The sequence below is a fragment of the Bovifimicola ammoniilytica genome, assembly GCF_025567085.1.
Taxonomy (GTDB): domain Bacteria; phylum Bacillota; class Clostridia; order Lachnospirales; family Lachnospiraceae; genus Bovifimicola; species Bovifimicola ammoniilytica.
Window position 1 is genome coordinate 1 of record NZ_JAOQJN010000016.1, and the last position, 17002, is coordinate 17002.

Sequence of the window (17002 nt, forward strand, 5' to 3'; positions counted from 1 at the left end):
CATTTTTGCTTAGTGTTCATATCAATATATTCATCACTAACATTTTCAGGCGATAATTCTTTAACTTCCGGTGCTGTTTTTTCTATAACTAACTTATTTTCTGATAATAAAACATAATCACTATTTCCTGCATTATCTGTTAATTTAGCATATATATACTTACTAAGTGTTGTATCCTGTCTCTTGATAGTTACATTAACTTCATCATCAGATATTTTCACATCAGCAGGATTAATTTTATTCTGTTCTATTTCACTATCCTTAGGTTCATCGATTATACTATCTAATGCATATACTTCTACATTATTTACTCCGGATATTTCATCTTTTACATAGAAATTTACCTTTACATCGTCATTAGTAAACATCTCATTTCCAATTGGGCTGATTTCCATATCATTTTTATCTTTAAATGTAGTTTTCTTTTCTGCATCATTTATAACATAAGGTGGCTTTGTATCAATACCAATTTCTTTTGATATATTAGAATTGTCATTTCCTGCGTTATCTCTAGCTTTAACAGATACAATATAATTGTATACTCCACCTATTTTATAATCAGTTGTATACGTGCCTTTTATTTCTATAATTCTATTACCATCTTTTATGGCTTCTATATTTTCAAGACTAGCCTGCTTATTATTAACTTCTATTTTATAATCTTCCGGTTTATTATTGTAATCACTTACATCAATTCCTGACTCTTCATCCGTAATTGTAATTTCATATTTAACATTTTTATTAAACCAATTCGAATAAAATGAATTTTCTTTCTTATCTATGCTAATCTTTGGAGCATTCTGTTCAATTATTAATTTTTTATCTGATAAAGCTACATATCTGTAATTTCCCACCTTATCATATAATTTGGCATATACATATTTTTCATAAGCAGCTCTGTCAGGATTAGGTGCAATTATTGTATATGTTGCTACACCGTCGGTAATTTCAGCATTACCACGTCTATTACTGTCGTTTAATAAATCATTAATATCCTCTACTGTTCTATTATCTGTATCAATAAATTCATCATATTCATATATTTCTACTTTGTCTATTTCTGAACTTAATTCATCATCTTTTACATTAAATAATATATTTACATTTTTATTACCATACATATAAAAATCATCTTCATTGGTAATATTTTTAAATTCTACTTTTCCATCTATATATGGTGCATTTTCATCTACATAGATAATATCTTTGCTATCATCACTTTCTTCGCTCTTATTATCTGCATTATCAGCAGCCTCTATGACAATTTCATATTTACCATCTATTGGTGTATAATCTTTTAACTCGAAACTTCCATTAATGATTTTATTAAAACCATCGTCTGTTGTCTCAATAATATTTTCTGTTTTATTACTTACTTCATTGCCATTAACTTTTATACTATATTCTTTTATACCTGAACCATTATCAGATATTTCATAGTTATAACCATATGACTCTATATCTTGAACTTTTATCCATTTTTTACCATCTAATAAACTATAGTCATTATTGTTAATTGAAATTGTACATGTTGGATTATCGTTATCCAGTAATAATTTTTTATTACTCAATAATACATAATTTTCCTTACCACATATATCTTTAATATATGCACATAGATATCCTCCTGTGTAATATCCTTTTTCCACCATTTCATAATTCAACGTTGTTACCAGTGTAGTATTACTGTTATTAATATTATTATATTTTAAAATAATGGACTTATTTTTTATGTCATCTGTACTATTAGTATTTGCAAGATAAAATTCTACAGTTTCAATACTTGATTGATTATTATTATTATCTGAATCAGTATCAAATGAAACATTTAACTTATTACCAATTATGTAATTATCTTTTTCTTCAGTAAAACCACTAATTTTGATACTATCATTAATAATTTCAGGTGCTTTACTTTCTACATAGATAACCTTTTCTTCAGTACTATCTATATTATTTGCATTTATTGAAGTTACATTTATCACATATTTATCATCCTTAAGTATGTCTTTTTCTAATTTTATATTATATTCTTTAGATTTTTTCTGATTGTCCTCGTCATATGTAATATTAATTATTTCTGTATTATTAACCTTAATTACAGTTTGTACAATATTGCTTTTATCATCTTTTACATTGACTTTGATTCCAGGATTATTGTCTAAGTCATCAACACTTATATAATTTAAACCTTTTTGCTCATCCTTAATCACTAAAGCATCTAATTCAAATGTTATCTCTGGTTTACCTTTTTCCTGTACATTTCCCGAAGATGACGTATTGCCATCTGAGGCTGTATTTCCCGAGCTTGAAGTATTACCTTCTGATGCATTGTTACCTGATGTGGCACTGTTTCCAGATGTTGCACCATTATATTCAATTGCTTTGGTAACATTCGGAATTCCACATACAAGCATGGTTGCTGCCAATGTGGCTGCCAAAATTCTTCTTTTACTTATCATTTCTTTCTGTCCTTTCTCTAATGTTTTATATATTATATTTAGTTATCATATTCTGCTATAACATCATATTCTCCATCTTCATCTAATGTAATAGTTATACTGATTAAGCGATTATTACCATCTACTTTACTTGTTGTATTGCAACCATCTGAAAATGCATTCTCTAAATATGTCACAAAACTGTCCTCTCCTCCATAAGATTCGAATATAATTGCTCCATTATCTTTTATATAATATCTGGCCGGTTCTCCAACATACTCTACAACCGCCTCATTACCTCCATCCATAACTGCCTCTGTTATACAATTCTTAACAGTTTTTACTACTTCATCCAAATTCTTTGAATCTTCTTCTTTGGTTGCCTCTAAATCAAATTCTTCAGAATCATCATCTTCTTCATATGTTGAATCGTCATTCTCAGAATCTATTGAAATCAGATACCATGAATCATTAATTTCAAACATTGTGAACCAATACTGCTCCGTTTCACCAGAATTATCATCTTTAGTTCTATAGGAAATATCTGCCTGTACTCTTTTAGCTGCGGTTATATGTACAGCTTTGCCATATTCCTCTTTATACATTTGGTTAATCTCTTTGATTGAATATCCAATATCATTTTCTTGTTTAATTATCTTATATGTAAAAGTAATATCATCATCATCTGAAATATCTTCATCAAAGCCTTCTTTAAATTCTGTAATAAAATCTTCCATGAATTCTTTAATTTCTTCTTTAGACGAACTCTCTGTCCACTCTTTTATTTCATCAATAGCTTCTTTGGGCATAAGTGATAACAACTTTTCTGTATCTTTATCATTAACTGATTGAATAAACTCTTTAACGACATCATTAGAACTTCTGCTTTTATTTTTATTTACCAATAACATTGTCACAGCTATTCCTGATACTATAATAAGTAACATTACCAGACTTATTATTACTCCAGTAATTAATCGTTTCTTCTTTCTATTAGGCGAAGCTGTTTTCTTGTTTTTCTTATTTGTCTTATTGTTAATATCGTTTTGTACTGTATATGGCTGATTATTATAATACTGTTCACCATATGTGTTAGTACTTATATTACTTTGTTGTCCCGTATAGTATTGATTTACATATTGACTATTTTCATAGTTATTTCTATTATTCTCATATCCAGTATATGGTTGATTTAGCCTTTGCTGACCTCCATACATATTTCCATTTGAATTATTCTCATATCCCGAATATGACTGATTTGAATATTGAGTGTTTCCATATGAATTATTATTCACATAATTTTCTTCCATGGTACTTCCACACCTTGGACAAAACGGTGTTCCGGCACTTACTTCTGCACCACATTTTCTACATAACATATTTTCTTCCTCCTGTTTATCAATATTAAATGACTATATCCGTATTTATATACACTATATCTCTGATTATAATAAATTCATTTGGCATAATATCAGTCTTCTGATATGAATTAACTATTGAGCCGGAGACTACATTGTAAATAGGCCTAACATTATTATTACTATTCAATAATGTGGTTTCCTCCGTATACAATAAGGTTGTCTCATCATTTGATAATACAGTGGTTTCCTCTATATTATTTTGTGTGATTTTTGAAGTCGGTATTTTACTGGTAATTGGGACACCACCAATTTTAGATGTCCTGCCCAGTTTTCTTCCTGTATCCTGTGTAATATTTCCAGACGATACATCACTTGTATACGAATTATGTTCATTTATTTCTTTAATTGCCTTTTTCCTTGATATACCTGTGATGTAGCCAAATACCCGGTTAATCTTTAGTGTAAAAAATAAAATAACAGCGATTACAAGAAAAACTACGGCACATATATATCCTATCTGTGAAATCAATCTATATTTATCAACAATATTCATAATTAATCCTCCATATAGACTGTATCAATTTTTCTATTGACATATTCAAGTCTTGACTCTATATATTTTTTTATCTGTACAATATCTTCCGTCTTATCATCCTGAACACTTCCACTGATAATTTCAACATTATCTAAACAGATATTCATCTGATCCTTAGTTACACCATCAGTTTTAAATTCATCTGTATATCCCTCTATTGCATTTAATATCATTTTGCATGAATTAAGTTTAAGATTGTCATTGACTCCTTTATTCAATATAGCTTCAATTAACTTATCTATGTTTTTCCAATATTCCATATATTCGCCTCTATCAGTAGACTCCGTAATGGAATTCTGAATGTTTCTTCTGAAATTCGCCATATTGTAAAATATTTCTGCCAAGTCTTTATTACTATCTCTTTTAGACACCTTTCCAAAATAAGTGCATACTGCATCAAATCTGGAATTATCTTCCTCCATTGTCTCATCGCAATAGTACCAATATAGAATTCCGATGTTATAACATACATCACTGTATCCCAGTTCATCACTTTTTAATGACTTCCCATATGTAAGCATAACCTCTTCAATTTCATTCATTTCGGTTCTGGAAAATATTTTGTCATCCTTATATATTTTATTGATTAACTCAAGGTATGCCTCCTTATCTCCCGGTTTAATCTTTATCGCATCTATATATAAATCGTGTTTTTCATCCATTGTAGAACTTTCTGCCCGCTCTAAAACCGAATCATATTGTTCTTCTGTTTTGGCAAGTACCAGTTTATTTCCTGTGATACCTGTTGCTACTCCGGCTAAGGATAAACATACCATTGAAGAGAAAGCAATCATCTTTCTCCACTGTTTTTTTCTATATTTTTTATCACTCTCATCGCAATGTTCTAAATCATACATTAATTCAGCACAATTCTGATATCTCTTATCTGCATCATGTTCGGTACATTTTCTGATAATCTGTTCTAATCCCTCTGACAGCATCATATTACTTGCCCTTATTCCCTGTGCAAACCCACTAACTGTAGGATAATTTCCCGTAACTAAATGATACAATGTAGCACCAAGACTATATATATCTGTTCTTGCATCTGACTCACTTGTCTTTTCATACTGTTCCGGTGCTGCATATCCGACCGTACCAAGAGCAATTGTATCTTCCATCTTCATTCCCTTGAATTCTCTTACAGTTCCAAAGTCGAACAATTCAACATTGCCATCTGGTTTACGCATTATATTTGCCGGTTTCATATCTCTGTAAATTATGTTTTTCTTATGTAAATATCCAAGCACATCGCATAACTGTTTTCCCCATTTAATAACCAGTTCCTGAGGCTGGGCGCCATACTCATCTAACAGTTTTTTCAGTGTAACTCCTTCGATATAATCCATAACTATCAGATAATTATCTTCATTTTCTATAACATCTATAATTTCCGGCATATTAGGATGTCGACAGTTTTTGAGCAGATTAATCTCAGCTTTAATACCTATACTATTTATAGAAGCATCATTCTGACTATCTTTTCTTACTTCTTTGATTGCCCATGATTTATTAACACTTTCATTCATAGCCAGATATACAACACTCATACCACCTTTACCTATCTGGTTAAGAATCTTATATTTTCCGTCAATGACTTCACCAATCTTTAACATACTAACCTCATTTCTGAGCGGCTTGTCGCAAAGAGGCGATGCGAAATTCGCACAGGCGATTTCTCATCTGACATAAACGATATTTGCTTTCGCTCCGAAGCAAATAGCTGTGTGAAAAACAATCGCATCAGCATTATTTTTTCACACTAACCTCCAGATATTTTTCTAATATGTTCTTATAAATGCTACAGAAATATTATCTTTTTCATTTCTAAGCTTATTCATCTCTATTAATGTAGTTCCATTCCGACTCATTATTTCTTCGTTTGTTGAAACCTCCGGTCCAAGGTAAGCATATATCTCTTCCGGTAAAATAACGTGTCTAAAACCATCTGAGCAGAACATATATACTGTATCCTTTTGCACCTCACCAAAGAACATATCAGGAATGACAACCTGAGAAGCACCTATGCATTGCAGAAGTATACTTTTTCTAGGATCGTTATCTGCCTGTTCTCTTGTAAGTAATCCTTTTCTGAATTCACTTTCAACAAGTGTCTGATCTTCAGTAATAACCTTTACTGCACCTTTTAACTCATATGCTCTGGAATCACCCACGTTCATAATGTAATATCTTGTGTCTGTAAATAATCCGACACATAATGTGGTTCCAATTGCTATTCCATTTCTTCCACCATATTCACTTAAACGTCTGTTTTCAATAGCAACTATTTTCTCCCATTCACTTCTGATTACTCCATCAGATAATCCATTTTTAACAAGTGCAGGCAAAGTATTATAAAACCAACCTGAAAATGCATTTACTACGTCTGCACTTGCAACTTCTCCGAGTGCTAATCCACCCATTCCATCACACATAACAACCATAGCAATATTTCCTATTACAGTTTTAGCAACCTTTATTGTGACACTATCCTGATTAGTTTCTTTATGAATACCTACATCTGTACATGCAGCCACTAAATATTCCATTCAAGCCTCCATTACATTACGCTAAAGATAAATTCTTCATCAGCAAGTTTTATCTTACAATCATTACTGATACTTACTTCAGTGTTAGGTGTTATTAATTTTCCGTTAATATATGTATGATTTTTAGAATTCGTATCTACGATATAATATTCATTATTATGATTGATAATATATGCGTGACTACGGCTAATTGCTGTGTTATCAGCAATAAAATAATCTACAAAACTTTTTTCTTTACCAATAAGGAATTTCTCCTTTGTAATTGGTATGCGTTCTCCATTTTTCTCTCTTATTAAATATGCCTGCTTTATATTTTCAGGATTATTAGGATTCATACTTGCATTTAACACAGTTGTCTCTCCACTATACGCATTTCCTAATACAGTTGTTTCTCCAAAACCTGGCATATTATTCTGTGGTACATTACCCATTCCCATATTATATTGAGCCATATTATTAAATGAATTATTGCCCATTCCATTAGAATTAGGTATTGAATTATTTAACATATTATTAGATATCGTTCCATTAACCGACATATTATTTGAATGAATTGCCTGATTATAATTCAGCTTTACATTTGTATTCTGAGCATTTTGGTTTGGCACATTCATATTTTTATTATTTTTCTCAGACTTACCACCAAATAATTTACTTTTCTTTTTCTCTTTCTTATTGGCTTTCTCATTTTTCTTAGACATTGCAGTCTGACCAGGCATCTGGTTTCCTACCGGCTGATTCTGTCCCGGTACCTGCATCTGGTTTCTTCCTGCTATCTGACTCTGTCCCGGCACCTGCATCTGGTTTCTTCCTGCTGCCTGTGGCTGTCCTGACATCTGCATCTGATTTCTTCCTACCGCCTGACTCTGTCCTGGCACCTGCATCTGGTTTCTTCCTGCCGCCTGACTCTGTCCCGGCACCTGCATCTGGTTTCTTCCCGCCACCTGACTCTGTCCCGGCATTACCATCTGATTTCTTCCTGTCTGCTCTGATTTATTAGGTATATATGAAATGTCATTATTTGTCATACCTGATGCAGCAAATGTATCAACTATTGTCTTTACATTATCATCCTCTATAGAATTTCCCTGTTTCATCTTATAATCGGCTGCTTGTCCGGCTGACATATTATTTAAGCCTGATTGTACATAACCTTCTTCTTTAACTGAATCATTCTTTAACCCGGCTATTTGATGAAGATAATCGTAGAAACCTACCAATGAAAATGATGCTGAATTAAGATAACTTATTATCTGAGCCACATATTCACAATTCTCTGTCGCATCATACTTAGAAATCAATATAAGGTTCTTAAAAAACATACTATAATCTACTTTTTTCGTTTCCATCTTAAGTGGCAGATAAATCATACCAACCTCATATGAACTTAAATCAACATATATCTTTTCCATATCTAGAACAAAACAATCCTGTTCAAGCAGGTATTCATCGGCTGAAATAAGTGTTCTTATTGTATTTGTAAGTACTGAAATAATTACTTTCTTTGTTACATTTCTCTCTAGTAACTGCTGTAATGTAATCTTTGATGTAATATTATATTTCAATAAACGTAATGAATTATTCTGTGTATAAATCATTTTTAATAATCCCGGAATATTAGAATTCTGCTGAATCATTTCTATCGCAACCATATCTGCTGCTTCATTTTCTTTTAACTCATAAATCAAGTTTGTATTTATATCATTATTTTCAACCTTAAATTCCTGCATAGTATGTTATCCTTTCATTTATCTGTATAATTTTATTAACTGCCAACTATCTCCTGCCAGAACATAAGCACTGCCACTTGATGAGAAATTCTTAGCACCATCAAACTGCTGCTCTATTACCACTTTTCCATTCTTATCTATATATCCCCATTTTCCATCTATGTTTACTGCTGCCAGGCCATTAGAAAATGAACCTGCATCTACGAACTGTGGCTTTATAACCATTTTGCCTTTAGCATCTGCAAAACCCCATTTTCCATCTTTCATAACTGCCAAATATTCATCCTGAGACATTAATCTGACATCTTCATATTCATCTGAACCGATTTTATTCTCGTTATTGTCCATAAGATAGAATGTGTCATTTTTCTTAACTGCATATATTCCTGAACGTGAAGCATAGCCAAGCTCATCTGTCTTAATCTCTTTATATACATTTTTACTGCATTTCTTACCTTTATTGTCTATCAGATAATAACCTGTCTCATCTTTAACCATTGCTTTGCCATTATTAAATGCATAAGCCTCTTCATATTCTCCAAACTGCTTTACAAAAGATGAATTAGTGTAACAATATTTACCGTTTATCTTCGTTGGTAATAATCCCTCTGAATATGTACCTATTTCTTCTATCTGTGTTCCCTCCGGTAATTCTGCTACGTCAACTGCCTCACCTGTCTTATCAATGAACCAATATTTATTTCCATCAGTGGTCATAGGTGTACTGTCTGAATCAATATAAGGTGATAACTGCATATATACACACGATAACATTACCGTGCCATCAGAATAGACAATTCCATATTTGCCATCTTTATCTGTTACCCTGCACATATTATTGTAGAATTCATCTACTTCTACATAGCTGCTATATGCATACTCAAACTTATATTTCAATTCATTTTCTACTTTAGTCATATATTCCGAAGTAACCTTTCTACTTTTAGCAGCATTTATTACTTCCATACAATTACTGTAATTTCCTTTATCATAATAATATTTTAATGACATATCATAGCCTTTGTTAGAATACTTATGGTTATCAATAATTTCCTCTACCATATCCTCATATGCATAATATTTACCCCATGCGTAGTACATATCAGCAATCTCACATTGTAAATCCAATGAATTATTCATCTCTTTCGCTGCTGTATAATAGGCATTTGCCCTTTTATATAACTGCTTGTCCTCAAAATAATGTGCATATTCTATATACTGATTATATTGCTTTTCTTTCTTAGCACTTTCATTGAATAAGTAATACCAGCTTATAGCGAACATAACCACTACGCCTAAAGCAATTAGTAGTCTGTTTCTCTTATTATTAGCATTACTATTTTCCTGAACATTCTCTGTTTCATTCTCAATATTCTTCTTTTTCTTCATCTGTCATCACCTACATTCCCGTAAGAATTACCGATACATATGTACCTAATAGAATAAATGGTGCAAATGGAATAGTATCCTTCTTACTCTTTTCTTTCTTAACTAATAAATATATTGAAGCTATCATTGATAACACTAACGACATAAAAATGGCACTGAATGAGCTTGCAAAACCAAAATATAAAATCATAATAAACATAAGTTTTATATCCCCCATTCCAAAACCGTTCTTTATAATAAATATTCCAATAATCGCCATAAGTAATACCAATACAAAGCCAAGTCCCATTGATTTTAAATTAATAACTGCCTGTCTGCTGTCTAATATAAATTCAGCTATTAACATAATGACTCTTATTCCAAGACTTATAAGTATTACTTTATTCTCGATTATTTTCTTCTTATAATCTATGGCTGCTACAGGTACGAGAATAATTAACATTATCAATAATCTTATATTATCTATGAGCCTGTTCGAATATCTAATATCCAGAACACAGTCCAGAATTATTAGAAACACACCTGAAATCAGAAAATAAATTATGTGTTTCTTATTTGCTTTCGTAAATGCCTTTTTATCCTTAAATTTGCTATAGTTCTCATATATAAAGCCTATGAATGTTCCTATAACTGTTAGTATTATGAGTATTGCCAGATTCATATTAAACCTCATTTCTTAGCTACTTATTGTGAAGAGGCGATGAGAAATTCGCATAGGCGATTTCTCATCTGCCTGTGAAAAATAATCGCATCAGCATTATTTTTCACACTAAACCGCATTTCTATTTCATGTATCTTCCTGCAATGCACAACCATATGATGATGTCAATTTAACTGTAACTCCATGTGTCTTACAGTCCTTTATGATTTCTTCATACAGTTCCTTTACTCCCTCGTCCTGCGGAATGACAAGGTCAAGTATATAACTCTTATTCTTACCACTATCGTAAGTTACCTTTTCAGTTCCTCCGTCTCCAATTCTCTTTATGGTAACCTTACTCTGATTCTCACATGAGCTTACAATTCCCGATGTCAGCTTTTCTATCTGATTCTTTATATACTTCTTAGTTTCCTCCGACTTAAGTGTTTCTAAATTAACCTCTCCATACAGCGGATTAGATGAAGATATCATTACAAATGTGTTCGTTTCTGAATTGTATAACTGTGCATATGTAGAACCTGATAAATTTTCATATCCTTGTGTTTTATAATCACTAATTCCCATATTTCTGATTAATTTATTAATTTCAGTCGGATCTGTTCCATTCCATACTGAATCGGTATTAGTATATTGTGTAGGTGTACTTTCATCTTTAACTGTTGATTTACCACTACTTTCATCAACCTTCAATACCTGACCATCGCCATGCAGCCAGCCTTTAGTACTTGCTTTCTGTTTAACGGAATATTCTAAATTAACCGGTAATAATGGAATTATCTTTATCTTATATTCAGCTACAATTGTTATCTCATCTGAACCATATGGAAATAATGTAGAATGTGAGAAATCTATACCATTTATATATGATGTCTTACCGAATCTTGAACCCGGTACTATTCTCATTCCCTGTAATATCTGTTCTAAATCTTCATTGCTCTGACCTTTAGAGGTCATAAGATGTTTCTTCATCATTCCTCTGGCTAATGGATCCACAATAAGTTGTGACTTAAATATCTCTAGTCCCTCGCTCATTATCAATTGCCCGATTCCAAAGATGAATTTCTTAGGGTCTTCTGCAATAGTCGAAACTGTTTCTTTAAGATTATCTATCTGCTCTTTAGACTGATCAGCATTACTCTTAACACTATCGTACATAGTCTGCACTGAAGCTGCTATACTGCTTAAATCAGAAGTATCTGTATTAGCTACTGCACCTTTCATATCCTTTCCCACATTCTGTGTGGCTTCATATAATGATGCTATATTGCTAATGGTATTATTAACATCTTCTTTTTTAGTATTCGCATTTTCCTGAAGTTGACCTACACTTTTATCAAGCCCTGTAACTCCAATAATATATGAATACTGTGAAAATTCTTTCGCTGTATTATTCAATGCTTCAGCCACCTTAGCCTGTGTAATACATACTGTCAGCAAATCATAAAGCATCATAAAAAAGAACATAAATGCTGTTAAAGTCAATGTTGCCTCTACAGTTATTACTCCTTGATTCTTCTTCATTTAAGCACCTCCATGTATGCCCGGATATTTTGCATAAATTATTTATCACTATCTATGCCTGCTTATTCCTCTATTGTTATTGTGTCTATTGATTTATCCATTATTTCCTTTATCTGTGATTTTACTTCTTCAAGATTATAGGCACTCTCATCTACCTGTGTTAACTGTTCTGAACTGAAACCGATATACTGATATGAATGTTTATTCCCATTAAAGCAGAAACAATAAAACCATATTGGATCACTTCCCTCTTTCTCTAATGTCCCCTCATATTTAATTCCCTCTATTCCATTCTTAGTTGTATAATTCTCCTGCTTCTCTATGTTATATGTTCTTTCCTCTACATCCCCATATATAATATCCATTCCCAAATCTTCTCTATGCTTCTCAATAATCTCACCTAATTCATATTTATCATCAAGATTTGTTGACATTGCAAAAAACATCTTTTCTGAATCGTTTATTTCACTTAATGTATTACTATAATTATGCATATATGGTAAATAATAATTAACCTCTGCCTTATAATATTTTCCCAAATCCGAATCATCTTTATTACTTTTATCAACAGTTTTATCTTTCTCTGTTTCATCCGTATCTTCTGTTTCTTCATCCTTATCTGAATGTGTAGTGGTTACTTTAGTATCTTTCCCACTATCCTTATTGCCACTATCTTTCTTATTTCCACATCCTGTACATATCATTGCCATTATTCCTGCTGTTAATAGTGCTATTGTTAATTTCTTCTTCATTTCTTTTATTCTCCTTTATCCACTATGATTATTTTGTTTACTCACCAATATTAAAATTATTGGCCCATTATGTTATTCTATTACTCTCTTTGACCTCAACTCCTTTATTTATTATTTTATTTTAGAAGATAATTAACATTATAACTAATTTTCATAACTCCTAAAACTTATCCAGCATATTAACATTTATACATAATTATGTCAATTTTTTTCAAAAAAGAAAAGTAAATTTACTTTATGCCTAAGAAATTTACTTTTCCTTTTTGGTATACTGAATATAAATATTATATATTGCTCATATTTTTATTCATATTCTGTAAATTATTTAACTTGGATTTATTATTCCATTGGTAATTTATAGACTTATTGAATTTTATTTATTCTTTTCAGTCTTTTTTTCGGTAATTTTAGTTGAATTCTTGTTTGATTTTCTAATTATCATAAGAATAATTAATACGATAATTGCAACTACAGCACAGCTTATTCCTATAACAAGTGGTTTATTGTTAATAAATCTAATCCATAAATTGGTTGTTATATAGAAGCCCTTTATCTCTGTCTCGCTTTCATTACCTGATTTATCAATGCACTTAATTATTAAATTCTGAGATTTATTTGATGATGGGATTGTTATCTTTAAGGTTCCATCTTCTGACATATTTTTCTTTATGTCATCTCCCTCCAATTTCATAATCTCTTTACCATTTAATAACACAATTACTGACTCTGCCTCGATATTATCCGTAACCTTGAATCTGATGTCTTTACTATCTGCAACATACACATTTCCTTTTTTTAATTCAAAAATTGTGCATACCGGTGGTTCATTATCTATAACAAATGAAAACTTTTCAGAAATAGCATCATTTTCAACAGAATCTTTTGAAGCAATTGTTACATGATAAATACCATTTTCCTCAAAATTATCTTTACTTATTATATATCTGTATTTACACCATGTGTCTATTCCTTCTACTTTTTCTATAGTATAATCTTTACCTTCTACTAAATCCCATGTGGTATTTCCTCTATATACTGTTATCTTAATGGTATCTGCTGAAAGTTCATTTACATTTATTTCATTAAATATAATATCTTGTGGATTAATTAAATATTTATCCTTTATATTTAATGTTTCTTCATCATCTATATAATATGTTGGACCATTTCTGTTAATTGAAAATAATACATTATTTTCTGTGACTCTACCTGCTTTATCAGATGCCTTACATACTAATCTGTAGATACCATCTGATTCAAGATTTGCTACACTAAGCCTTCTTCCATTTTCTATATTCTGATAATCAATACGAACATTTGCTTTCTCTTCATTATTGCTTATTAAGTTTGTAGTACTTCCGTCTTTATTTAGTAAATCCAAGGATATACTTAGACTTTCAAAATATGTATCAGCCGAAGAAATATTAAAACCAACTACATTGTCTCTGTAAGCTCTTTCGTTATCCACTCCTGATATAATAACCTCAGGTGCTTTTTTATCTATATAGAACGCAGTATTATATGCATTTTCAATTGTATTACCTGCCATATCAGTATAATTTGCCATAATACTATATAATGCCTCTTCATCTAATGCAATAGATGCTGTATGTGTATCACCATTATTTATCCAGTTTATATTCTGCTGTACTGCTGCATTATTTCTATTAATCAGCAATTCAAAACGTGATGCATCAAAATTATGTTCAATAATTGTAAATGTTGCAACTCTCTGATCAAGATAATAATTTCCATTTACTGCTGAATTATTATTAAACTGAACTGATAATGCTGGTCTTGTTTTATCAATTGTAAACTCTGTTGGCTCTACTGTTCCTGATACAAAATTAATATTTGCAATATTATCAGCATTATCCTGATATCGCATAGCAAATGTATAATCACCATCATTTACATACGAGAGGCTTGCTGTATATGTTGTATTATCTCCATTTCCTGTTCCATTTGCCACACTCCAGTCACTTATAATCGGCACTATACCATCAGTATTTTTAATATCAATAACAACATTCTTAGGATTAAAATTTCTTTCTTTAATAGAAATTATTGCTTTTCTATCCGATTTAAACATCTTTCCATTAGTAGCATCTGGTATATTATTATCATACGAAATGCTAATTTCGGGTGCTGTCTTATCTATGCTGAAAGTATCTGTTGCATATGAAATATTACCTGCTCTATCTTCTACCCTTATATTAACCGTTATTCTGTTGTCATTATTTCTTACTGCAATAGCTTTAGAAATTGCTGTAATAAGGTTCTTATCAGTAGAAATTACATTATAATTATCACCATTTATTTTTCCTGAATTATCAATATCAATTCTTCCTGAATAATTGTTTTCTTCACCATTAGCTGATGTGACTTCCCATTCAATACTTCTGATACCCGATGTTACATCTTTAATATTAAATACAACAGGAATATCTTTATTATAAAGGTCTAGTCCTGAATTATCCTTATATGCTGTCTTAGGTCTGTTTATGGTAATTATATCTTTATCATTTCTGTTATCATCTATTACAATAGCATCTGGTTTTACATAGCTGCTTGCTTTTGTCAAATCACCATTACCTACATTATCAACAGCTGCAACATAAATCTGTCCCCTAAATGCTTCTGGTATCTGAATGGTTATTTCATTATTTGTTGGTGTAACAATTATTTTGTTCTTTATTGCATCTGAAACTTTTTCTCCATTTTTACATAAGAAATATCCAACTTTACTTATTCCTGAAGATGTACCGTCATCGGCTAATGTAACTGTTACTTTTGTAGTATGCTTAAAATAGTATCCATACTTATCATCTGTAACTGGTAATGAATTTCCTTCAATATATTTGTCAGATTTCATAGTGAATTTTGTAGCCTTTGGTGTATTAGAATCATAATATACCGTATATGTTTCCTGCTTATGATTGCCGGCATTATCACTCATTTCTATTACTATGGTATACTTTCCATCTTTAGCTGCTATAGGGCTTAATTCAAATGTACCATCAATATCATTTACAACACCTTTAGCAAAATTAAGGTTACCATTCTGTTTTGGAGTAACTTTCTCTTGTTTATCTTCATACTTTACATATATTTCGTATGATGCAATTCCTGATATTTCATCTTTAATCGCATAATTATATGTTACTTTACCTTTTATCCATTTTTGCTTAGTGTTCATATCAATATATTCATCACTAATATTTTTAGGTGACAATTTAGTAACTTCCGGTGCTGTTTTTTCTATTAACAGACCATTTTCTGATAACAGTATATATCCGCTATCATTTCCTACGTTATCATATACTTTTGCATAGAAATATTTATATTCTTTATTAGTATCAGCTATTTCAAATGTAACTTTTCCGTCTGATAACTTTACATCATTATCATTTATCTTACAAATATCTGAAATTTCGGTTTCAGAATCATCTAATATTTCCTTAACCGCGTATACCTCTACATTTCTAATTCCTGATGATGGTATAATGTCATTCACACTGAATTCAACCTTTACTGTACCCTTTGCAAACATTTTTCCATCAACTATTTTTACATTTTTAAATTCAGGCTTATTTTCTTCTGTTATTATAACTTCAGGATTATCTAAATCTGCATTTACTACATATGTATATGCCTTATCTTCATTAGAATTTCCTGCATTATCAATAGTTTCAATTATTATTGTATATTCGCCTGATTTATCCGGAACCAATTCAAATGTACCACTAACATTTTCTACTACACTGTTAACAAAATCAAGGTTACCATTCTGCGTTGGAATAATTTCTTTTTTAACTTCTTCTTTACCATTTTTATACTGTACATATATTTTATATGAGGATATACCTGCTTCAGTATCTTCAATTGAATAATTATATGTTACTTTACCTTTTATCCATTTTTGCTTAGTGTTCATATCAATATATTCATCACTAACATTTTCAGGCGATAATTCTTTAACTTCCGGTGCTGTTTTTTCTAT

General features: G+C 30.9%; 11 protein-coding genes. All 11 read right to left on the minus strand.

The window, feature by feature from the left end; translation table 11 throughout:
* A partial coding sequence (locus OCV48_RS13695; RefSeq protein WP_147592248.1) for a hypothetical protein occupies positions 1-2462 on the minus strand: 2462 nt, incomplete at its 3' end.
* A gap of 38 nt (positions 2463-2500) precedes the next feature.
* On the minus strand, positions 2501-3820 hold the full coding sequence (locus tag OCV48_RS13700) for a zinc ribbon domain-containing protein (RefSeq protein WP_147592249.1): 1320 nt from the start codon (positions 3818-3820) through the stop codon (positions 2501-2503).
* Between the two features lie 25 nt (positions 3821-3845).
* On the minus strand, positions 3846-4355 hold the full coding sequence (locus tag OCV48_RS13705; protein ID WP_147592250.1) for a hypothetical protein: 510 nt from the start codon (positions 4353-4355) through the stop codon (positions 3846-3848).
* Between the two features lie 2 nt (positions 4356-4357).
* On the minus strand, positions 4358-6013 hold the full coding sequence (locus OCV48_RS13710) for a serine/threonine protein kinase (RefSeq protein WP_147592251.1): 1656 nt from the start codon (positions 6011-6013) through the stop codon (positions 4358-4360).
* 165 nt (positions 6014-6178) lie between these two features.
* Positions 6179-6946 carry a PP2C family protein-serine/threonine phosphatase gene (locus OCV48_RS13715; RefSeq protein WP_147592252.1) on the minus strand — a complete coding sequence of 256 codons (768 nt, stop codon included), beginning with the start codon at positions 6944-6946 and terminating at the stop codon, positions 6179-6181.
* 11 nt (positions 6947-6957) lie between these two features.
* Entirely contained in the window at positions 6958-8676 is a 1719-nt protein-coding gene (locus OCV48_RS13720; RefSeq protein WP_147592253.1) for a DUF6382 domain-containing protein, read from the minus strand.
* Positions 8677-8694: 18 nt separating this feature from the next.
* Positions 8695-10065 carry a WG repeat-containing protein gene (locus OCV48_RS13725; RefSeq protein ID WP_021981922.1) on the minus strand — a complete coding sequence of 457 codons (1371 nt, stop codon included), beginning with the start codon at positions 10063-10065 and terminating at the stop codon, positions 8695-8697.
* A 10-nt stretch (positions 10066-10075) separates the two neighbouring features.
* Positions 10076-10726 carry a prepilin peptidase gene (locus OCV48_RS13730; protein WP_262559954.1) on the minus strand — a complete coding sequence of 217 codons (651 nt, stop codon included), beginning with the start codon at positions 10724-10726 and terminating at the stop codon, positions 10076-10078.
* Between the two features lie 126 nt (positions 10727-10852).
* The gene (locus tag OCV48_RS13735; protein ID WP_021981920.1) at positions 10853-12247 is read right to left on the minus strand and encodes a hypothetical protein; all 1395 of its coding nucleotides are present in this window, start codon (positions 12245-12247) and stop codon (positions 10853-10855) included.
* Positions 12248-12309: 62 nt separating this feature from the next.
* Positions 12310-12999, minus strand: a complete 690-nt coding sequence (locus tag OCV48_RS13740; RefSeq protein WP_021982288.1) for a hypothetical protein — start codon at positions 12997-12999, stop codon at positions 12310-12312.
* A 373-nt stretch (positions 13000-13372) separates the two neighbouring features.
* The coding region (locus OCV48_RS13745) for an Ig-like domain repeat protein (protein ID WP_262559957.1) at positions 13373-17002 on the minus strand (3630 nt) is incomplete at its 5' end.

What these genes read in the sequence shown, in the direction of transcription:
- OCV48_RS13700 (WP_147592249.1), bottom strand. Translation starts at nt 3,820, where the DNA reads ATGTTATGTAGAAAATGTGGTGCAGAAGTAAGTGCCGGAACACCGTTT.
- OCV48_RS13705 (WP_147592250.1), bottom strand. Translation starts at nt 4,355, where the DNA reads ATGAATATTGTTGATAAATATAGATTGATTTCACAGATAGGATATATA.
- OCV48_RS13710 (WP_147592251.1), bottom strand. Translation starts at nt 6,013, where the DNA reads ATGTTAAAGATTGGTGAAGTCATTGACGGAAAATATAAGATTCTTAAC.
- OCV48_RS13715 (WP_147592252.1), bottom strand. Translation starts at nt 6,946, where the DNA reads ATGGAATATTTAGTGGCTGCATGTACAGATGTAGGTATTCATAAAGAA.
- OCV48_RS13720 (WP_147592253.1), bottom strand. Translation starts at nt 8,676, where the DNA reads ATGCAGGAATTTAAGGTTGAAAATAATGATATAAATACAAACTTGATT.
- OCV48_RS13725 (WP_021981922.1), bottom strand. Translation starts at nt 10,065, where the DNA reads ATGAAGAAAAAGAAGAATATTGAGAATGAAACAGAGAATGTTCAGGAA.
- OCV48_RS13730 (WP_262559954.1), bottom strand. Translation starts at nt 10,726, where the DNA reads ATGAATCTGGCAATACTCATAATACTAACAGTTATAGGAACATTCATA.
- OCV48_RS13735 (WP_021981920.1), bottom strand. Translation starts at nt 12,247, where the DNA reads ATGAAGAAGAATCAAGGAGTAATAACTGTAGAGGCAACATTGACTTTA.
- OCV48_RS13740 (WP_021982288.1), bottom strand. Translation starts at nt 12,999, where the DNA reads ATGAAGAAGAAATTAACAATAGCACTATTAACAGCAGGAATAATGGCA.